Origin of the sequence: Fangia hongkongensis FSC776 = DSM 21703 (assembly GCF_000379445.1) — a bacterium.
Classification (GTDB): domain Bacteria; phylum Pseudomonadota; class Gammaproteobacteria; order Francisellales; family Francisellaceae; genus Fangia; species Fangia hongkongensis.
In genome coordinates this window covers 91,825-112,194 of record NZ_KB902273.1, presented here as the reverse complement: position 1 = coordinate 112,194, position 20,370 = coordinate 91,825, and the positions used below count along the sequence as shown (strand labels likewise).

General features: G+C 36.1%; 23 protein-coding genes and 1 other RNA gene. 7 read left to right on the top strand and 17 right to left on the bottom strand.

Going from position 1 to position 20,370, the window contains the following annotated elements:
- The gene (locus A37Q_RS16000; RefSeq protein WP_018300683.1) at positions 1-537 is read right to left on the bottom strand and encodes an FUSC family protein; all 537 of its coding nucleotides are present in this window, start codon (positions 535-537) and stop codon (positions 1-3) included.
- Positions 538-658: 121 nt separating this feature from the next.
- On the opposite strand from A37Q_RS16000, the gene ffs reads away from it, so the two are divergent.
- Positions 659-755, top strand: an RNA gene (gene ffs / locus A37Q_RS16155) — signal recognition particle sRNA small type.
- A 15-nt stretch (positions 756-770) separates the two neighbouring features.
- Here the strand turns inward: ffs and A37Q_RS15505 are convergent.
- The 12 genes from A37Q_RS15505 to A37Q_RS0112740 are packed head-to-tail and all read right to left on the bottom strand — an operon-like array spanning position 771 to position 8,928.
- Positions 771-1,523, bottom strand: a complete 753-nt coding sequence (locus tag A37Q_RS15505; RefSeq protein WP_169710322.1) for a glucosaminidase domain-containing protein — start codon at positions 1,521-1,523, stop codon at positions 771-773.
- Positions 1,524-1,579: 56 nt separating this feature from the next.
- On the bottom strand, positions 1,580-2,488 hold the full coding sequence (locus tag A37Q_RS0112790) for an NAD(P)/FAD-dependent oxidoreductase (RefSeq protein ID WP_026196704.1): 909 nt from the start codon (positions 2,486-2,488) through the stop codon (positions 1,580-1,582).
- A 39-nt stretch (positions 2,489-2,527) separates the two neighbouring features.
- Positions 2,528-3,163, bottom strand: coding sequence for a LolA family protein (locus tag A37Q_RS15500; RefSeq protein ID WP_018300680.1), 636 nt, complete (start codon positions 3,161-3,163; stop codon positions 2,528-2,530).
- Positions 3,156-3,575, bottom strand: coding sequence for an acyl-CoA thioesterase (locus A37Q_RS0112780; protein ID WP_018300679.1), 420 nt, complete (start codon positions 3,573-3,575; stop codon positions 3,156-3,158). The genes A37Q_RS15500 and A37Q_RS0112780 overlap by 8 nt, the downstream gene beginning before the upstream one ends.
- On the bottom strand, positions 3,562-4,569 hold the full coding sequence (locus A37Q_RS15995) for an LpxL/LpxP family acyltransferase (RefSeq protein WP_018300678.1): 1,008 nt from the start codon (positions 4,567-4,569) through the stop codon (positions 3,562-3,564). The genes A37Q_RS0112780 and A37Q_RS15995 overlap by 14 nt, the downstream gene beginning before the upstream one ends.
- A complete protein-coding gene (locus A37Q_RS15990) occupies positions 4,550-5,308 on the bottom strand; it encodes a glycosyltransferase family 2 protein (RefSeq protein ID WP_018300677.1) in 759 nt (252 codons plus the stop codon). Before A37Q_RS15990 ends, A37Q_RS15995 begins: the two co-directional genes overlap by 20 nt.
- Complete coding sequence (locus A37Q_RS15490; protein WP_018300676.1) at positions 5,305-5,652, bottom strand: ApeI family dehydratase; 348 nt, start codon at positions 5,650-5,652, stop codon at positions 5,305-5,307. Before A37Q_RS15490 ends, A37Q_RS15990 begins: the two co-directional genes overlap by 4 nt.
- Positions 5,653-5,703: 51 nt before the next feature.
- The gene (locus tag A37Q_RS0112760; protein ID WP_169710319.1) at positions 5,704-7,044 is read right to left on the bottom strand and encodes a class I adenylate-forming enzyme family protein; all 1,341 of its coding nucleotides are present in this window, start codon (positions 7,042-7,044) and stop codon (positions 5,704-5,706) included.
- Positions 7,045-7,058: 14 nt separating this feature from the next.
- Positions 7,059-7,631: a COG4648 family protein gene (locus A37Q_RS0112755; protein WP_018300674.1), complete on the bottom strand. Its 573-nt coding sequence runs from the start codon at positions 7,629-7,631 to the stop codon at positions 7,059-7,061.
- Positions 7,624-7,887, bottom strand: coding sequence for an acyl carrier protein (locus A37Q_RS0112750; protein ID WP_018300673.1), 264 nt, complete (start codon positions 7,885-7,887; stop codon positions 7,624-7,626). Before A37Q_RS0112750 ends, A37Q_RS0112755 begins: the two co-directional genes overlap by 8 nt.
- A complete protein-coding gene (locus tag A37Q_RS0112745; protein ID WP_018300672.1) occupies positions 7,887-8,150 on the bottom strand; it encodes a phosphopantetheine-binding protein in 264 nt (87 codons plus the stop codon). Before A37Q_RS0112745 ends, A37Q_RS0112750 begins: the two co-directional genes overlap by 1 nt.
- The gene (locus tag A37Q_RS0112740) at positions 8,143-8,928 is read right to left on the bottom strand and encodes a lysophospholipid acyltransferase family protein (protein ID WP_018300671.1); all 786 of its coding nucleotides are present in this window, start codon (positions 8,926-8,928) and stop codon (positions 8,143-8,145) included. Before A37Q_RS0112740 ends, A37Q_RS0112745 begins: the two co-directional genes overlap by 8 nt.
- Positions 8,929-9,127: 199 nt before the next feature.
- Here A37Q_RS0112740 and A37Q_RS0112735 point away from each other — a divergent pair, with 199 nt between their 5' ends.
- Positions 9,128-9,328 carry a hypothetical protein gene (locus A37Q_RS0112735; RefSeq protein WP_154648702.1) on the top strand — a complete coding sequence of 67 codons (201 nt, stop codon included), beginning with the start codon at positions 9,128-9,130 and terminating at the stop codon, positions 9,326-9,328.
- Positions 9,329-9,379: 51 nt separating this feature from the next.
- Positions 9,380-10,165 carry a helix-turn-helix transcriptional regulator gene (locus A37Q_RS0112730; RefSeq protein WP_018300669.1) on the top strand — a complete coding sequence of 262 codons (786 nt, stop codon included), beginning with the start codon at positions 9,380-9,382 and terminating at the stop codon, positions 10,163-10,165.
- A 122-nt stretch (positions 10,166-10,287) separates the two neighbouring features.
- On the opposite strand, the gene A37Q_RS0112720 is transcribed toward A37Q_RS0112730, so the two are convergent.
- Positions 10,288-11,343 carry a hypothetical protein gene (locus tag A37Q_RS0112720; protein ID WP_018300668.1) on the bottom strand — a complete coding sequence of 352 codons (1,056 nt, stop codon included), beginning with the start codon at positions 11,341-11,343 and terminating at the stop codon, positions 10,288-10,290.
- A gap of 251 nt (positions 11,344-11,594) precedes the next feature.
- Here A37Q_RS0112720 and A37Q_RS0112715 point away from each other — a divergent pair, with 251 nt between their 5' ends.
- The 3 genes from A37Q_RS0112715 to A37Q_RS0112705 all read left to right on the top strand — a co-directional run bounded on the left by A37Q_RS0112715 (position 11,595) and on the right by A37Q_RS0112705 (position 14,244).
- Positions 11,595-12,425 carry a mechanosensitive ion channel family protein gene (locus A37Q_RS0112715; protein WP_018300667.1) on the top strand — a complete coding sequence of 277 codons (831 nt, stop codon included), beginning with the start codon at positions 11,595-11,597 and terminating at the stop codon, positions 12,423-12,425.
- A 125-nt stretch (positions 12,426-12,550) separates the two neighbouring features.
- Positions 12,551-12,712, top strand: coding sequence for a hypothetical protein (locus A37Q_RS16320; RefSeq protein ID WP_018300666.1), 162 nt, complete (start codon positions 12,551-12,553; stop codon positions 12,710-12,712).
- 110 nt (positions 12,713-12,822) lie between these two features.
- On the top strand, positions 12,823-14,244 hold the full coding sequence (locus tag A37Q_RS0112705; protein WP_026196701.1) for an APC family permease: 1,422 nt from the start codon (positions 12,823-12,825) through the stop codon (positions 14,242-14,244).
- Between the two features lie 19 nt (positions 14,245-14,263).
- Here A37Q_RS0112705 and A37Q_RS0112700 read toward each other — a convergent pair whose 3' ends face one another.
- On the bottom strand, positions 14,264-15,196 hold the full coding sequence (locus A37Q_RS0112700) for an AEC family transporter (protein WP_018300663.1): 933 nt from the start codon (positions 15,194-15,196) through the stop codon (positions 14,264-14,266).
- Between the two features lie 168 nt (positions 15,197-15,364).
- Here A37Q_RS0112700 and A37Q_RS0112695 point away from each other — a divergent pair, with 168 nt between their 5' ends.
- Positions 15,365-16,669 carry a hypothetical protein gene (locus A37Q_RS0112695; protein ID WP_018300662.1) on the top strand — a complete coding sequence of 435 codons (1,305 nt, stop codon included), beginning with the start codon at positions 15,365-15,367 and terminating at the stop codon, positions 16,667-16,669.
- Positions 16,670-16,854: 185 nt separating this feature from the next.
- Here A37Q_RS0112695 and A37Q_RS0112690 read toward each other — a convergent pair whose 3' ends face one another.
- Together A37Q_RS0112690 and polA are read right to left on the bottom strand one after the other, a co-directional pair.
- A complete protein-coding gene (locus tag A37Q_RS0112690; protein ID WP_018300661.1) occupies positions 16,855-17,466 on the bottom strand; it encodes a DUF3261 domain-containing protein in 612 nt (203 codons plus the stop codon).
- A complete protein-coding gene (polA, locus tag A37Q_RS0112685) occupies positions 17,466-20,171 on the bottom strand; it encodes a DNA polymerase I (RefSeq protein ID WP_018300660.1) in 2,706 nt (901 codons plus the stop codon). The genes A37Q_RS0112690 and polA overlap by 1 nt, the downstream gene beginning before the upstream one ends.
- Positions 20,172-20,370 lie beyond the last annotated feature (199 nt).

The window sequence follows — 20,370 nt, the reverse complement described above, 5'->3', positions numbered from 1 at the left end:
CTACACATTACTCCGAGTTAAAAGCTTTAATGCTACGATCCTAAGTGCGACGGCAACGGCGGTCCCCACAAGTGATTCCAAAAATCTAAATATCGCATTTTCATAGCCAGATACACTTGGACTTGCATAGCTGACTGCAAACACCACAGCGGCCGTTAGTAAGGCTAAGCGTAAACCTTCTTCAAAATTAATCAGTTTACAAATAATCGATATAATGAACATCATCGGTAGTAACACCCAAAAACCGGCTGAAAAATAACTCAATAAAATACCACTTATCAAGGCGCCTATCAAAGAGCCAATCACTCTTATGATACCCGAATGAATAGTCTCTTTTCTTGTGTCATGTAGTACCGTAATCGCTGAAATAGCACACCATAGAGCACTGATAGCAGGCATACCGCCATTACTTGCTGTCATTATATAACCCAATAAAAAGCAAATGAAAATTGCCACGGTCATTTCAACAGATAAGTATAGTTTTCCGCGTAAAGTTTGCGTGTTGAGATAGTCTTCCAAGTCGATATTTTTTGCCATGCTGCGTCCTCCTAAAGTGGCTTTATTCCCATTATAGCTGATGTTATACAAATCGTTGCTTGTAAAACTTTAATTTAAAGCTTGAAATTATCAGCCAAACAAGAAATAATACCATCCGTTGGTTTGGTCCTCTTGCGACGATAGTTTGTGAACCCCGTCAGGTCCGGAAGGAAGCAGCGGTAACAAATGATTCGTGTGCCGAGATGTGGCTGGACCAGCATTCAGTCAAAAGATTAGTTGTATTTGTATAGATCATTATAATCCATCGTTACAAGCAAGCGCTTTTCATATTCACCATCTTTCAGCTCTGAATAATGTACCAATGTGCTAATAAGATCCTTTCCAGTTAACGGGTTACCTTTTGCCAGCAAATCAGCACGCATTCTTCTAAATGCTTTAAACTTGTCTCCGGTATTTAAAAGCTTAAAATAAGCATCAACACTTGCTAATGGCGTCTCAAATACTGCCACTTCATTAATTGCACCTTTTGCTCTGTCTTTTGGCACCATACCACAGCCTTTACTAAAGCAGTGCTGACCAAAATAATTATTCCCCTGAACGGCAAATCTTGAAGTTCCCCAGCCAGATTCAAGCGCAGCCTGTGCTAAAACCATACTGGTTGGAATAACATTGACGCGCATTAAAAGTGGGAAAATAGCATAATTTGGATACGATGGATTAAAAGGGACTTTATAACTTTTTGCAAAACCTTCTAAGGCTGTAAGCTGTGATTTAGACAGCTTATTGCCCTGAATCACCTTTGCATTAATGTTCAGTAAAACCTGTCTCTCATTGAGTACTTTTGCCTGCGCTTGATGAATAAGCGGCAACATAAAGTTAATAAATGCCTGCTTTCTTTCTTTAATATTGGTGATGGATTTAAAATCTGGTTTTTCAGGCGATTGAGAGCAACTTATCAAAAACAGCGCCGTTAAACACAAAAAAGCCATGGTAAGTAGTTTTTTGCATGTCATCGTCTTATACACTTTCATCTCCGTTTTTTTCAGATCTAAGATGATAAACGTTTCCTTTAGTTACATTATTAACCATACTCAAAGGATAGAGTATGGTCAAGAAAAAAGGCAGCCTCGGTTCCACTGGCTATAGCTGTTGTTAACTTTTGTACCATTGTTGTTATATCACCAATGGCATACACACCCTCTATAGTTGTTTGATACTCACTATTTATCTCAACAAGCTTATTTTCCGTGATCTTGCAGCCTAGTGATTGAATAAGTGTTTTTGCCTTCAATTCAAAATCAAGATGCATGAATACTCCTCTGAAAGACTGATTCTCTCCACTATTGAAATCAACCTCTATCTTTTCTCCCACAATGCCATCAAGATAATGAATCGGTGTATCAACAACTGAAATACCTAAAGACTGTAAATGCTGATATTGATCAGTTGTCAGTGGGTTATGTCCATCGGTGAGCACTGTGAGTTTATCTGTCCATTTGCAAATAATCAGCGCCATTTGATATGCCTCCTCTATCGTACTATAAATAGCAAGCGCTTCATTTTGAAGCTTATAGGCAATACAATATGGACAGTGAAATATATTCTGTGGCCAAAAACGTGATATTCCCTGAATATTTGGCAGAATATCTTTCACTCCAGTGGCAAATATAATTTTTTTACTCGTCAACTTCTTATGACTTTTTAGACTCAAAGTAAAACATGCTTGCTCCTTTGCAATTGAAACCACCTCATCCTCTACACGGCTAACTTTAGGGAATTGATCTAGCTCTTCATTTGCACATTGAAGCCATACTCTAGCATCTTTCTGATTATACGTTGGCAAGTTAAATGCAACATCAGCATCTTTATTCCTTGGTTGTTTATCATCAATAATAACGACCTTGCGCATTGCATTTGCCAAAAAAAGCGCTGCACTTATGCCAGAAAAACTACCACCAATAATTGCTACATCAAAGACTTCTTCCATCATGCTTTCACCTTATATTCACAATAAAAATAGGTTTTTAGGTTATTTCACAACAACCTTTGAAAATTTAATTTCCATATCATTGCCTTTTGCCTCATGAATAACAATAGAGTCAGCATATCTGCCACCTGTCACCTCAACACTTTTAATTGCCTTGTTAAGCGGTGAGCCTTTTGGGACTAATGCAAGCTGCCAATGTTTTGTATCCCCTGTAAAATAGATATTGAAATACTCCTTGATTGCCTGTGTATTACCTTTAAAGATCGATAAAAACACGCGTGTAAATGCAAAAACAATCGGCTGCTGTTTCGCTGTTAGTACAAAAGGCGGATTATTCTCAATCGATTGCTCAATTTTATCATCTGTCACAACCAGCTTTGAAGCAAATGGCTTTTTCTGTTGCCAAATAAGTCCCTTTGCTTTAATCAACTGGAAAGTCCCTGTCGACACAAGCGGTTTTGATAAAAGCGCCATTTTACGCGTTTGTACAAAATCGCCTGTAATATGATAAAACTTTGCCTGCTCAGTCTGCACCTGATTAAACTGAGTGATATTCTTGGCTGATAGTGGGTGCTGGTAAATGCTGCTATTCTCATGATTATTCACGCTGGCATAGCCAGTAGCTCCCAATAGCATGAGCAAAAAAAGTATGACAAATTTATGGTATATTTTATGCATGTGGATAATCCTGAACCTTTTGTTGTAATAACTGGGGTGAGACAAATTGAAGCTCGTTGGTTTCAATATCTATCGCTAATTGCGTTGTTGAACCTTGAGTGAGCTTTTCTGCGCTTTTGTGATCTGATATAAGGTAGTTTATTTTTAATCGATTTTCATACTCAACCAATATCGCTTGAACATTAACCAGCTGACCAAAAATAGCAGGGCGAACAAACTTCACTTTAAGCTCAACCACAGGCCAAGCATAGCCTGTTTCTTTCATCGTATTATAGTTATATCCAAGCTTATCTAATAGTGCACAGCGTGCTATTTCAAAGTATTTAACATAATGCCCATGCCAGACAATATCTAAACGATCTACGTCAAAAAATGGAATTTTTATCTGTGTTGTATGCTCAACTTGTTTCATTCTCGGTAAGATCCTTTTTTTTCCAAAATGCAAAAAAATTAAACCACTGTTCAGGGTATTTTAGAGTATATGGCGCCAGAAAGTCACAATAATGCTGTGCATAATTGCTAAGTGCGATATCTCTTTTGTCTCTAGGCAAATCTATTCTTTCAGCAAAACGCTCCAAAACCACCTGATAGTTTTTAGTCTTTTCACGTAAACATAGCATCGTATAAACAGGTACTTTTAAGACAGATGCCAAAACAAATGCACCCTGAGGAAGCGTCACTTTTTCATCTAAAAACCTTGCCTCTATGCTGCGCTCAGGATTGTGAATTGAGGTGCGATCAGCCGCGATGACAACAAACTCACCCTGATCAACTTTATCTTTTAATGTAATTGCAAATGCTGGGGTAATATCCCGAACCGTAATTAAGTTGATATCAACATTCTCATTCACTTTTTTTAATGAAGCATTAAATTTCTGTGCATTATCATTAAAGACAAGCGCATTGACCTTGAGGCCTTTTACTTCCTGTGATAGTGCTCGCACGATCTCCATATTACCCAAATGTGCAGTCAAAATAACTGCACCTGTTTTTGCTTTGATATGTTCAAGCAAAAGAGTTTTGTTTTGAAACTGAATATCTTCAATAGAAACATCACCGCACCATACGGCAAGCTTATCAATCAAACTTGTGCCAAAGCCTTTAAAGTGCTGGAATACCGTCAACTTGCTTATGGGAAGATGTTGTTTTTTTTGATAATGCTTTAGTACCTCAATATATTCCTTTGATGCTTTTTTCGCATTTTTGGCAAATAGATAGAAATAAACCATTAAAAAAGCCATTAAGCCATAGGTTAAGCGATAGCCACATATCCGATAGCAATAAATACAAATTTTAAGCCCGATATAACTTCCACGCTCTGGTATTTTTGACCAATGCCCTACGCCTTTCCCACTGGCCTTATTCTGCTTATCCTCTTTGGATTGTTTATTTGTTTTTTTGACCATGCTTCACTCTAGCTTTTGTAATACATTTCAAACGTGGCATGTAATAGAACATTAAAAAAAATAATTTTGTATGTAAGCCAGAAATAGCAAGATTATCTCTTAGCATTTTGAAGTTGGAATGATTCTGAACAGGATAGTTCACTTTTGTCTCAATATAACTAATAGGCACACCTTGCCAATATAAACGAACCAGCACATCAATATCAAACCCCATTCTTTTGGATAATCTTTTTGAAAAAAGCGTGGAAATAGCTGCCAAAGGATAAATACGAAATCCGCACATTGACTCTTTCAAGCAAGTACTCCAAGTTTCAACAGACACCCAGAAATTAGTGATTTTTCGCCCATAAACACGAGATAAAGGCGCTGTACTATCATATTTGGGAAAGCCTGAAAAAAGCACTTCTGGAGCAGATTGGCTTTTTGCTAGAAAGTGTTCAATATCCTCAAGTGTATGCTGACCATCTGCATCAATTTGAAGTGCGTGAGAAAAGCCAAGTTCATAGGCTTTTTTTAAGCCATACATAACCGCTTGACCTTTTCCTTGGTTTATCTCAAAGCGATATAGTCTTGATAGCGAAAAATTGCTTTGTAGCGCTTCTATAGTTTCTTTATTCTGAGCGCTACTGCCATCATCAATAATAATACTAGGCAGCTGTAGATTTTGAAGGTATGCCAAAACCCGTGGCAATGCTGATACATGATTATAACTTGGAATAACCGCACAATAGCGACTCATAAGCCAATACGCCCGATTGAGTAGTTATTATCTTCATGGTCAAAATAGCGAAAGTGTAAAGTGCTGTCCTTTTTTATTAGCGCTAAACTGAGTGTTATATTAGGTCTAATTATCCGTGTGAACTTCAACTGTTTAATCACATTAATCATGGATTTATCTACCTCTAGATATTGACTTGCATATTCAATTGCAAAATCTAACTGTGCAACCCCTGGCAAAATAGGCGCCCCTTCAAAGTGTCCTTGAAATACAGATAAGTCCTCTGGAAAGTAAAGCTTTAAAAGACAAGAAAACTCTGCTTGTTGCTTTGAAGTTTCAATTAACTTTGTCTTGGGGTAATCCATCTCTACTCCTACATTATCATAAAATTAGGCATCATTTTGATTTAATATCTGTTATTCAAACAGTGATTTCAGCCAGTGTAAAGTCACTTTCCCTTGTGAATTATAGGTAATATTCTCCACATATCGAAATGACTTTGGCTGCAAAACGCCATCATACCATGCTGCCAAATATTTTTTGAGTTGGTTATTACAATAGCGCTGTCCCTCTTTTGTCAGCACTTTCTCTCCTTGTTCTGTCAATTGAATAACACATGCTAAATATTGGCGATTTTTTTGTATTACGAGCCCGTAGCATTGAGCAATCCAAGGGTGCTTATTCATTCTCATTTCAAATTCATTTAATGATAAGCGAAGACCTTCTATTTTAACAATCCGATCAACTCTCCCTAAGAGTTTAAAATGCTTCGCATCAATCAGTGCTATTTTGTCGCCCATCACTTCTTTTTCAGCAGGAAAGAAATCAGATTGCACACAAAGCGCCTTATCATCTGTTTGTGAAATACTGACACCTTTAAAGCTTTGCCAAATAAACTCTTTTTGCTGCACCCGCCATGCAACCACACCTGTTTCTGTGCTGCCTAATACCTCATATGGGTACAGTGAAAACATGCTTTCCAATCGCCCTGCAATCGTATCTTCCAATAAATTGCCAGCAGAGATGCATAATGTATTTTGTAATGATTTGGTATTTTTGCCCACATAATCTAACCGTGATAGAAACGCTGGTGATGTCACAACAATAGACGCTTGAGAAGATTCCAGTAAGCTTAAAAGCTCCTCTGGATAGGTAATGGTATCTTTAAAGATGCGCCTTTCTTCCAATAGCGGCCAAATAATCTGGAACATCAGGCCATACATATGGCTATGTAATACAGTGCTGTAGCTAATGCTGTCTTCACACACCCCAAATTTCTGTGACAATGCTTGAGCCTCATTACACAGATTCTCCAGTGTTTTACTCACCTTGACAGGGGTTCCTGTAGAGCCTGATGTGTATAAATGAATATAGAGTCTGCTTGCTACTTTTTTCAAATTCTCCGCTAAGTTAGATGTGTCAATTTTTTGACCCGAATCCTTCTCAAGGTGATTTTTCACAAAATCATCATCGATAACAACATCATAACTATCACTTAGCTCCTCTAGTATCCCTTCGGTTTTATTTGGCAATAGCACAAGCTCTTTTTGACATGACAAAATTGCAAAAAATAGTACACAAAACTGATACACATCCTCATTCAAAAGTGCAATTTTCTGCACTTTCAGTTTCTCTAATTTCTGTGCATAATCAGAAATCTGCTCTATAAACGCTTTTTTTAGAATCGCTTTAGCTGATTTATCAACAAATAATGCTTTATTATCCAGCTGATTATAAGTAAAAGCTTTTTCTATCATTTTCCCAACCATTGTTATTTGGCCTTCTTCACACGTTGGCGGACACCAATCTCGGTTAGCATTACAATAGCAATCAGAAGATAAGAGATAAAACCATTATAAATAGTCCATATTGTTATTGAAAAAAAGAGCGCCGTTACCAATGAAATAAGTGCATTAATGATGAAAAAAACACACCAAACAATGGTAACTTTTTTTGTATAACCAACCGCCGCCTTTGGCAATGGAGATTTTGCTGTCTTTTTTGCAACACGCAAAATAATATTTTCCGCAGTAAACAACGAGGATGAAAACAGGATAAAAAAACCTATATTCATTAAAATTGGATAGAGTTTGATAAAGAAAACATCACTGATAAAAAAGCTAATTCCCGCGCAAATAATTCCGATAAAAATAAGCGCAATAAAGGCTATTTTGGTATATTTTGTAGTGAGCGCGCTATTTCTAAGTGCCATAAATCGAAAGCCTAACAGTACGATAACAATTAGGCTTAAACTTTGAATCGATAAAAAATGAAAACCAAAATATATAATAAATGGATATAAGAAAAGTGCACCTAAAACAGCTAGTTGTATAAGCTTACGCATCTTCTTCTGGCTTTAATTCACGTTCTATAAAATCAACAATATCCCCAACAGTTCTGACCGACTTAAACTCCTCAGGCTTAAAGGTTTTGTTAGTTTTAGACTGTAAATGTACAATTAAATCAACCGCATCAATGCTGTCTAAATCCAGATCTTCATATAATCTTGCATCTAAAGTGACATCCTTTGGGTCAAGCTCAAAAAGCTCTTGAAAGATTTCCTGAAGCTTATGCAATATTTTTTGTTTATTCTCTGACATTAGCGTTCTCCTTGCTGGGATTGAATGAACTGAGCCAATGTTCGAATAGAGCGAAAATGCTCCTTTGTCTCCTCACTATCAGAGTCCAGCATTACATCAAAGTGTTTTTTAATTGCCACACCAAGCTCTAAAGCATCAATAGAATCAAGCCCAAGCTCTCCACCAAATAACACCTCATCTGAATCAATATCTTCAATTGTAACCTCTTCAAGGTTCAATGTATCAATTACTAAAGCTTTTAGTTTTAACTCAAGATCACTCATTTAGGGTATATCCTTTATCTATATGTTTTTGTAATATTACCGTTAGCTTTCTGGCCGCCAATGAAGGCAGCTCTTTGGTATCATTTAGGATATCTTTTGATATCAATTTATCACCAACAATAACAGAAAAGACAGGTTTTGTTGTGGGTATTGTATACCATTTATCATTTTTTGCGAGTGTCGATGGTTTGCAAACAATATGAATCAAACGAATTGGTGCGCCCGTTCGAATGGCAATTTGTGCTGCACCACGTTTAATTTGGATCGGTGATTTAGGTGTGCTTCTTGTCCCCTCTGGAAACATCAAAAGGTTATTTCCCTTGGCTAAAGTCCTCTCAATACACTTAAATGTTTTCTCCGGCTCAATGTTAGGAATGTAGCCTGCTTGAGAAATAATATGTCTGATGAATTTTCTCTCCCACATCGCAGATTTAACAATATTATCACAAGCGCTTAAACGAGAAGTAATTACAACATAATCAATCAAGGTCGGATGATTTGCAATGAACAAACAGCCTTGATCTTGTTGCAGTTTCTCAAAGCCAATAAATTCAAATTTGGCAAGGCCCAGTATTTGCATCAGTTTAACAAAAACAGAAAATGCGCCAGAAATCATCCACTGAGCAGTTTTTTGTGAGTGCTCTTTATCTTTTAGCTTTTTAACACACCATAAAATAGGCAGCATGACAAAATATGCCAGAACAATACTGCCAAGAAAAAAGCTAATAAAACAAACGCCCGTTGCAACTACACGCCATACATAGTTTAGTTTTGCCATAAGTTTTGTTATCACCTAAAGATTACTCCAATATGATTGCTTTAGTTTGCCTTTATACGCGCTAACAAATATGTTAGTTTAAGCATAGTTAATTATTTTAGTTACCACTGTATTTTTATATATGAAGCTTTTGCCAACGTCTATACTTAGCCTGCTTTTTACACTCTCATTTTGCTTTGCTGTGCCAATCTACCAAAAAATGAGCAAAAGTAGTACAATCATATCTGAGTTAACAAAGGATAACATTGTAAACTTTATCGAAATAAAACAAATAGGTAACTGGCACTATATTGGCGACCCTGATAAAGATATATTAGGCTGGGTTGCTCTACAGGCAAGTAGTAAAAATGATGCTTTTTTGATAGCGAAACTCAAAAAAGAGCATCTTGAATTACACTAAGTTTGCTAGTATTTAGGTAGATAAACAAAAGCAAAATAACAGGTTGATTGCATGAATAAACACATTATTGAATCAATAAGCAATATTAACGCGAATGACTTTAATAAACTACTTTTGGACAGTCGCCGAAGTGAGTTTATGTTAAGTCACGTTGCTAACCTGTTAAAAACAGACACCATTTCCAGCATTACTTGGCTACGAATTATTGATGAGCGAACTTTTCAGTTTATTACCAATTTATCCTCTAATGAGTTAAAAGATTATCTACACGCTGGTGTATGGCGCCAAGATAAACTAATGACACCACTTCAAACCACAGCATTTGAAGTGTTTGATTATGAGAGTATGTCTGCTCAGGGCGTTAGTGAGAGATATATCAAACAACACATCCAAAATTTGACGCTATTTATTGGAAAAAGTTATCATCTATATACCGATAACTTTGCATTTGATATTGATAAAGCCTATTTTAACGGACTTTCTTTAGAGCAAAAGATGCTGGTATATGAGCGTTTAACTGAAAGCATCCACTTACTTATGAGCTCTGTGTTTTTCCAAAATGAATTCCAGTTTAAAACAGCTGAGTTCTCCCATAAAGCAATTGATAAGCCAAAGCTACCAGAGGAAGTAAAAAAAGATTTTGATTTAAGTGATCTTAATGTTGAGTATCTTCGTTTTATCGCCACCGGTGCCACTGCTAAAGAAATTGCCATTCACCTAGATAAATCTTTTCGCTCAGTTCAGGGGAATATTGCCCAGCTCTGTGAAAAGTTGGGCTGTATTAATAAAAACCAGCTATCTGTTTTTGCCAGAATTATCAGTAGTTATGTACAGTAACTTGCTTCTTAGGTGTATTGCCTTCTTTAAAATAATCCAAAAAAGTATGTATCAGCTCTGATTCTTTTTTTGATGGAGGATAATAAGCATATATTATCATTCCAATATATTTCCATACTCCATTATCGCCATAAAGCACAGCAGTTATGTTCCTTAGATATGCGGCGGTTTTGTGATAATGCAGACTCATTAGGTGATAGATTAGAGAAGATGATCACATCATCTATTGAACTAATGTCTGTCAAGAGTTGATCTAATGGCATAGGACAACATTTTGCTTGAATACTTGAGGTGTCTGAGGTGAGTTCATACCTATACTCGCCTTCTTCATCCTGGTATCGCCCTGCCTCAGGGTCAATAATATGTAGCCAATAAGGACTATTTAACTGTAAATAGCCACCTAGAGGTTGAGCTTCTCTACTCTCAATAACACCACTCTCTGATACTGTGTTAATATATTCATTTTGTCTATAGACTCTTCTAGGAAACTGAGGTTCTGCTTTTGAAATCAACTTTTCTTTTCTTTCCCTTCTATTACGAATATCCCGAGCTTGTTTATTGTTACCAACGCCATTAATACAAATCATATGCCTACTGCTACCGGCATCAACACTAATCATTAGAGGTCCATAGTTATCTAATGCTTTTCGCATTAACTGATAGGCATGTGATAAAATAATCTCAGCATAATCAGTATGATCCTTGAGAGTAATACGCTGCTCGCGCAAATCATTAGCAGATCTCATGTATTTTTTTGCCAATACTTTAAGGTTTGGAATCTTTAATGGTGCCATGCCAAACTTCAAACGAAGTTCTCTTAAATCAAAGCCATTCCCTGTATCAAAACCAACGCGTTGATCTTTTGTATAACCAACTCTTGCACTGAGTGCTTTTCCCGTAACTTTTTGTACACCCCAAGGTATCCAATGAAGCAAATAATATGGATGATTGGCCGATGAGTATAACTCCCCTAGTTTTATTCTGTCAGATAAACTGGGGCGAATACCCAGTGAGTTTGCAGCCTCTTCTCTTTGCTTTTGATAGGCTAACTTTCTAAGTGCTTTCCAGTTCTCCCTTGGGGTTGAACCACCTTTCACCATCATTAATGCTGCATACCAACAAGTATAATGTGATTCTTGCCGAATTAATGGCACATCGTATAAAAGATCCCAATCCATAAGTCCCTCTGTATAGTTTCCATATTAAACCTCATCCCATTTACATGAGGTACTCATCACTTGATGAATATAAATAGTATCAATTCAGATTAAATAAAAGTCAAAATAAATTTACTTTTCATGCTGAATCGATTTTTTCTTAATCGCAATAAGATCTTTATTTAATGTAAGTCAACAGATTGATTTACCATACAATTACTTAGATAATATGGGCTGATATGTGTGAATTTCCACTTCAAAGGCTTCAATAAATGTTACAAAACGCACTACCTAAACTGCTAACTCAACTTATCGGCACGTCTATATCGGCTATTATTATTTTTATTATAGCCATTATTATCTACATTCTTCTATCTAAAAAATTCGCTACCAAAAAACAGCTGAGTCGACTTAAATCTCGGACTATTTATATTGCTATTGTTGTATTTTTGCTTGTATTAATCAAAATATGGGTTGAGGGATTTACACACCTCTTAACTGTTTTGAGTTTGATTGGCGCAGGGTTAGTTATTACAAATAAAGAAAATATTATGAACTTTACTGGCTGGATAATCATCAACTGGCGGGGGCTTTTTTCTGAAAAAGAACATATTCAAGTCACAGGTTACGCAGGAGTTGTTTCAGAGATCAAACTATTTTACTTTTATATTAATGAGACAAGCTCTTTTGGTGCCAACAGTTACACTGGTAAGTTAATTAAATTGCCAAACGCCCTTGTTATTACTAATCCAATCACCACACTACTATCAGAACAAAATTTAATTTTGCACAAAGTAACATGCACCATTGCCTTTAATCATCATACTTTAAATATAGCAGATCAAGCTCAAACCATATTAAACCAAAAACTCAATAGTGAATACTATCATCAAAGTGATGTAATTACTAAAACTGAAAGTAAATCAAAGAAACTTAAAACCCAACCCAAAGTTCCTTTACCTAAGGTGGAAATTAAGTTTATCTCAGACAAAGATAGTTTTCTTCATCTGCAAGCAAATTTTTATTGTTATAGTGAAGATGCTACATCAATTGAAAAAGATTATACTTACCAAATTATTAGATATATCAATAAGCTTACCTAAATCTAGTTTTAATTTACTACTCCCTTATTCAATATTGACTCATTGAAAGTCAATAAAGAAACACTGTAAAATGCTTTACTATAAGTATATACTGCCCTCAAAGAATGAAGTATAAGGGAAAAGTGATGAGTATTGATGTACTGTTTATTATTATTTATGTTGGCATATTAGTCTTTCTTGCTGGAGCTATTTCTGGCTTATTAGGCAAAAAGAAAGCATGTAAGGTTCTTATTCCTATCGGCCTTATTATCTTGATTATTGATCTGATCCTCTTTGCATTATTATAGATTCAAAATCTAAAACCTATGGATAGAAAATAAATATCAGCATTTTTATTCACTTAATGCTATTATCCTAATCATTATTTTTACAATCACTCTTTATATTTAAAACGCCAATGGAAATTACCTCAAGCAAATCGCTCACGCTTTTACGACTCGTGATGATCAATATCATTGCTGTTGATAGTTTACGCAATATCTCCATCACCGCACAAGCAGGTTGGGTTGTTGTTACATTTTATGTAATTGCTGCCATCTTCTTTTTACTGCCCTGTGCGCTTCTAACAGCACAAATGGCCACAGGATATACAAAAAACGGTGGTATTTACCTTTGGACCAAAGAGGCATTTGGTGCTAAATTCGGTTTTGTTATTTTGTGGTTACAGTGGATTTATAATTTAGTTTGGTTCCCCTCTATATGTGGATTTTTTGCTGGAATTATTGCCTATATCATCGCGCCCAGTTTTGCTATAAACCCAAATGTATTGGTGAATAACCCTTGGTATATGATTAGTATGAGTTTAGGGATGTTCTGGCTGGCTACTATTGTTAATCTTAGGGGAATTAAAACTTCAAGTACACTCAGTGTAATTGGTGCTGTAGTTGGCACCTTAATTCCCATGTTTATCATTATTGCTTTGGCGCTGTTTTGGGTGAGCTCTGGCGGAAAAATTGCGAATATCCCAAATGCAGAGGACTTTATTCCAAGTGTTAATAACATAAGCTCTTGGGGACTTTTTTTAACCGTTATGTTCAGCTTATTTGGTTTAGAGATGAGCTCCATTCATGCTGGCAATGTCAAAAATCCAAGAAAGAACTTTCCCAAAGCTTTAATGATTTCAGCAACAGTGATATTACTTTCGTTAATCCTGTCAAATATCGCTATTTTTGCTATTAGTAGTAATAACGCACACGATGTAGATATAATCACAGGGCTGATGGCGTCATTTAGTTACTTTTTTGCTAAATTTCATATTCCATGGATGTCTAGCATTATTGCTTTAACTTTAATTTTAGGCGCATTTACGACAGTTTCTGCTTGGATTATGGGGTTATCAAGAGCTTTTTGTGTAGCGGCTGAAGATAAGCTTATATCAAAGCGCTTTGCCATGACAAATAAATATGGTGCACCGAGTACAACGTTAATGCTACAAGGGCTGATTTTCTCTCTTTTTTGCATGGTTTATCTTTTAATGCCAAGTGTTAACTCAGCCTACTGGTTTTTAAGCGCACTGACTGCACAACTTGCTGTTATTGCCTATATTGGTATGTTTGTTGCAGCAGTTGTGCTTCGTAAAAGGCAGACAAAAACAACGCCAAATCAATTTGTAATTAAAGGCGGGATTTTTTCAACGGCATTTCTTTCAGCATTAGGGATTATCGGTGCGATTATTGCTATTATTGTGGGCTTTATTCCAACCGATGATGTCAGTGTTTCCACGCTTATATTTGATAGTATGCTTGTAGTGGGTATTATTCTCTCACTCATCATCCCACTATGGATTATTCGATCTTCAAATAAAAATAAATATCGCTAAGGGCTTTTATAAAGAGAGCTTACCCAAGTAGATAAACCAGTACTGGAAGCGTGAAAATTGATAATAGTGTTGTTGCTAAATATGTACTTGTTGCCTCTACCGGTTCAGCATTCCATTTCATTGCTAAAATAGTAGCTATGGTTGCAGTTGGCATTGCCAACAAATAAATAAGCTCTTTGGCACTATTGCCTTCAATATGGAAAATAAGCGTTATAATCCAAGCAATAAACGCACAGACAAAGCCTTTCATTATTAAATTAAATATAAAGCGTTTACTCAGGTGAATTTTTGCGCCATGTAGAGCCAGCCCAACAGTAAACAAAGAAATAAATACACATGAGTCGGCAACGGTATGTAATGTATTTAGTGCAAATGCTGGAATGATCTTACTTAATCCCATCAAATTAATCAATGTGCCAACAATCACAGCAAGGAACATAGGGGTTTTTATGGAACTTATAATGGCGGAAATAATTATGTGAAATATTCCTCTACCATGATCCATATGTAACTGCAATAGCATCACAGTGACAGGAATTAATGTTAGTGACACCACAAAATTTGCTTTTGCAACTGATACTAAAGCACTTACGCCTATAATATGAATTAAAAAAGGTATTCCCATTCCTCCCATATTAGGAAATGCACACAACATGGCTTCCATAGCAATATTATTAATCGGTTGCTTAAAAATGAATTTGCCCACTAACATTACAAAAAGCCAAATCAATGCCATTGCACAAAAAAATGCAACAAGCCATCTAACATCTAAAATTTGGTTAATGTCCGTGGTGAGCGTTTGTAAAAGTAATAATGCCGGAAATATAAAATCAGAAACCAGTTTTGCGCAGGCTTTTTTGGCTGCTTGGTTAAATAGCTTAAAGTGAATTGCCAGCCACCCTGCTGCAATTAAAATATAGACTGGCAATATTGTGTTAATAATGGCCAACATTTACTTTACGCTACCTTGTTAAAAATGATTTATATGAGATTAAGTATAGTGTATTTAAGCGCTTGTTCTGATTGTATTATATTCTTTTTTAGCATAACTCTTGTTGAATGTTAATTGATTTACTTATACTTTATTTGATAAATATTCAACAATATGAGTGCAAGCTCTATGTATGAGTTACATATATATTTGACATCGAAAAAAGATATTCTCTCACCATGTAAAGTTATAGAAAACAGCCCAACAACAGCCAAGGTCAAGCTCAACGTAGATGTGGCAAACAACAACTTCCTTATAGACATTTATTCTAGACTAAATGTCTCACTATCTAATGAACTTAAAATAACTATCGTTGGACATGGCGCTACAAACAGTGATCAGATTTCATCTAATGATAAGGAATCATCTATCTCTCTTGATAGGATTAGTCATGAACTCTCTCTACTATTTAGTAAAAACTGCCCATTTATTACTGTTATTTTTGTGGCATGTCAATCTGCTAATGGAGAGGGTTTAAATGATTCCATGCTTACGAACCTCACTCAATTTACTGACCTTACAGCAAAGCAAAAACTACTTGTTATTGGTTCTATACAATCTGTTTACTCTGATGATTACGGAACAAGTATTCATACTAAAGATTTCCACGAAAAGTATGACTTTGATTTAAACATGTATAGGCAACATAGACAAGAGTTAAACACTATATTAGATAAATATATTTATACAGACAAAGAAGTAGATAGAGCTACAATATTAGAAAAACGAATTCGGTTTGCTAAATCAAATCCTCAAATATTAAAAGATACAAAACCGGAATATGATGACGCTCTTAATTGTTGCGAAGAAATTATAGCTACCTGTGACGATATACTTGCCGAAGTTGATAAGTCTCAAGACCTGATAATTCCAAAGGAGGATCTGGAAGGTCTGATGGAGGTGCTCTTCGATTATATTGAACTCTTAAATGCCTGTAAAATAACAGGATTCTGTATAAACATAGAGAAACCAAACTTAGATAATGAAAATAATAGAACAAAATACTCAGTTACCCAGTTAATACAAAATATAAAAGCTAAAGCAAATCAATATAGTCAAAGATTGAACATAAAAATAAACAATTATCCAGCCAAACTAGCTCGACTTGAACGGAATTACACCAATAAAAAGATTAGCATGTATATGGGAAAACGAACACATATTAAATATGCATTAAAGGGCTATTTTAATGCTGGAGGTCTGGAAATGGGAAGGACTATATTTGATACACTTTCATTCTGGAGCTCTGGAAAATATTTTTCTTTAAAAGAGGATGTTCCAAAACTCATTAATGCTGCTAAACAACTTTCTACGGAAATAACACGAGAAGAGATAAATAAAATCCGTAATCGTGACGCTACTAAGACCATTCGTGAGGCCATTCGTGAGGCCATTCAAGCCAAATATCATGTCCTAGTAGAAAATGAGAGATAAAAGTCACATTCTTGATATTATTGCTAGCAAGGTTGAAGGCGCATTAATTTATTTTCTGTACTTTTCAAAATATCAACTATACTGATAATTGTAAGGTAAGTTGTGTTCCTTCCCCTCCTTCGATAACCTTTATGTTAGACGCACATGGCACGCTTACCTTACACTTAAAATCTTATTTTTAAACTTCAATTTCTTTCAATCGTTTTAATCTTGATTTGATAATGATAAAGATGATTTCTCAAATAAACCTCGGCATTTTTTGTGTGAATATTCGGCGTGTAACTGATATCCATTAACACCTTCCCTTGTTGGCTAAAAATGCGCTTATCTTCACTTTGCTGTAATTGAATTCCAGTGCCCAATAGCATGGTATTTAACACTTTTTCACTCGCATAAGTGAAGATAAAATCACTCAATGTTTGCTTGATACCCATATTTGCATTCGGCATCGGCAAAGAGGAGCTTTGTATGCTTTTACCATCATAAACAAGTGAAAACAAAGCCCCACCCCAGCCAGAGACAGCAACAAGTGTAATCTTGTTACTTGATGACTCCACCTGCACCTCAGTTGTATAGGATTTTATCTCATTGTCTATATTATAGGTGGCTGTTAATAACTGACTTGCCGTCATATTAATATCTAACGCTTTCGGAGATGGAAGGGAGATTTGTGTATTTTTAAAGATCGTAATATTAGGCGCCTGTGTTGCATTTGTACGAAAAAGTGCACAACCTGATAATAGTAAAAAGCTAGAAAATACTGCAAATAAAGTGATTTTATTTAGTTTTTTTAACATTAATGCGCCTCTTCCCAATTGTTTCCAACGCCAATATCAACGATAAGAGGCACTTTTAAAAGTGCCGCTGACTCCATCCATTTTTTAAGCTCATTATTAATGTTATCGAGCTCACTTTCTTTCACCTCAAAGACAAGCTCATCATGTACTTGCATAATCATATTGGCAGGAATTTTTCCCTTTGTGATCCAATCATCAATTAAAATCATTGCGCGTTTGATAATATCAGCAGCTGAACCCTGCATTGGTGCATTAATTGCGACTCTTTCAGCACCTCGTCTTTTTGCCATATTACGCGAACGGATATCTGGCAGATAAAGTCGTCTACCAAATATAGTCTCAACAAAGCCATATTTTTCAGCATACTCCTTCGCTTCATTCATAAAGCGTTTCACACCCGGATAACGTGAAAAATAAATATCGATATATTCTTGTGCCTCTGAACGTGGAATCTTTAACTGTTTTGCTAGCCCAAAAGCACCCATACCATAGATAAGCCCAAAATTAATAGCTTTGGCTCGCCTTCTTTGCTCAGAGCTTACCTCCTCGGGCTTGATTCCCAAAGTCTCAGCAGCAGTTGCCTGATGAATATCCAACCCCTGATTAAATGCTTTTAATAAGTTCTCATCTTCTGATAAGTGCGCCATGATTCTAAGCTCCACTTGAGAGTAATCAAGTGCTACCACCTTATAGCCTTCTCGAGCAATAAAGGCCTCACGTATTTTTCTGCCTGCTTTTGAACGAACAGGAATGTTTTGTAAGTTGGGATCTGAAGAAGACAATCGTCCAGTTGACGCCACCGCTTGATGATAAGAAGTATGCACCCTTTTTGTGATCGGGTTCACCATCTCTGGTAGTTTATCTGTATAAGTGCTTTTAAGCTTTGTTAAGTGGCGATGCTCCATTAAAAGCTGTGGCAATTCATACACCTCTGAGAGCTCTTGTAACACCTCCTCGGCAGTTGAAGCTTGTCCGCCCGGTGTTTTTTTAATGACAGGAAGCTCCATTTTATCAAACAATATCTCTCTTAATTGTTTTGGCGAGGATAAATTAAAAGACTCTTCTGCTAATTCATGACAACTTTCCTCTAAAGCTTTTATTTCTTTTCCAAGGATTTTACTTTGTTCCTTTAAAAGCTCACTGTCTATTTTCACCCCCATGCGCTCCATTTTGTCAATTACAAAACAAACGGGTAATTCTTCTTCTAAGTAAAGCTTTTCAAGTGCGGGAATCTCAGCTATTTTAGGCCAAAAATATTGATGTAATTGATAGGTGATATCTGCATCTTCAGCTGCATAGAACCCTGCTTTTTCAATCTCTATTTGATTAAATGTTAGCTGTTTTTTCCCTTTACCTGCAAGTGATTCAAATGATACAGGATCAATATTAAGATATTTCTTTGCCAGTGAGTCCATATCATGGCGCGTTGCTTGGGCGTCATATATATAAGACTCAAGCATCGTATCATACTTCACTCCCTTAACTTCAATACCCGCGCGTGACAGCACTTTCATATCAAACTTGGCATTTTGGGCAATTTTTTCTATTTTGCTATTTTCAAAAATAGGCTTCATTTTTGTAATAACCGTATCAAAATCAAGCTGTTCTGGCGCCCCCTCATAGTCATGTCTCAGGGGAATATAAACACCATGATGAGGCTTTAGAGAAAAAGATAAACCAATAATATCAGCACTAAATGTATCTAATGAGTTAGTTTCCGTATCAAAGGCAATTAGTTTTGATTGTTCAAGCTCCTGACAAAGCGCATCAAATTTTGCCATGTCAAAGATAATTTCATATTGCACTGTTTGCTTTGAATGGATTGGCACAACATTACTTTTATTTGCTTCAGCTTTTTGCAGATTTTTCAACAATGCCCGAAAATCATATCGTGAAAAAGCATCCGCCACATAGGTATAATCCATTTTCCGGCACTTTAAATCATCAATTGTGTAAGGAAGGTCCAAGTCACATTTAATTGTCGCCAGTTTATAAGATAAAGGCAGTATCTCAAGTGAATCACGTAAATTCTCGCCAACTTTACCGGTGATTTTATCAGCATTAGCCATCACCCCCTCTAACGAGTGATATTCACTTAGCCATTTCACCGCAGTTTTTGGCCCTACTTTTGGCACACCAGGTATATTATCAGACACATCTCCCATCAGCGCCAAATAGTCAATAATTTGGTTTGGTTGAACGCCAAATTTACGTATAACGTTCTCTTTATCGGTGTGTTCTTTTTTCATTGTATCTATGAGCGTCACTTGATCATTTACAAGCTGCGCCATATCTTTATCACCAGTTGAAATAACAACACTATAACCCTCTTTAGCCAAGTTGCAGGCCAATGTCCCTATCACATCATCAGCCTCTACACCCTCAACTTTAATAAGCGGAAAGCCCAACTTTTCTACCAACTCATACAAAGGCTCTATTTGTGTGCGAAGCTCATCAGCCATCGGTTTTCTATGTGCCTTATATTCAGGATATAACTCATGGCGGAAGTTTTTACCTTTTGCATCAAAGACAACTGTCACATACTCGGTATCAAGCTCAGCTGGCAATTTTTTTAACATATTAATCACCCCAAAGATTGCCCCAGTTGGCTCACCTTGAGAGTTTGTCAGTTGAGGCAGTGCATGAAAAGCACGAAAAAGATAAGAAGAACCATCAACCAGTACAATTTTTTTAGTCTCAGACATTATTTCAAATAGATATCAATATCAGCATAGATAGTACTATACCACTCATGGAATATTTTGGCATTTAAGTTTGCTATTAATCATTGCTCAAAGCTTAACTATTAAAAGCATGCAAGCCTGAAAGGTAAAATAACCACTTAAACAATTTGTGATTGGTGTTGATGTAAGTTTTATGGTAGTAATAAGGTTTGTATTTATA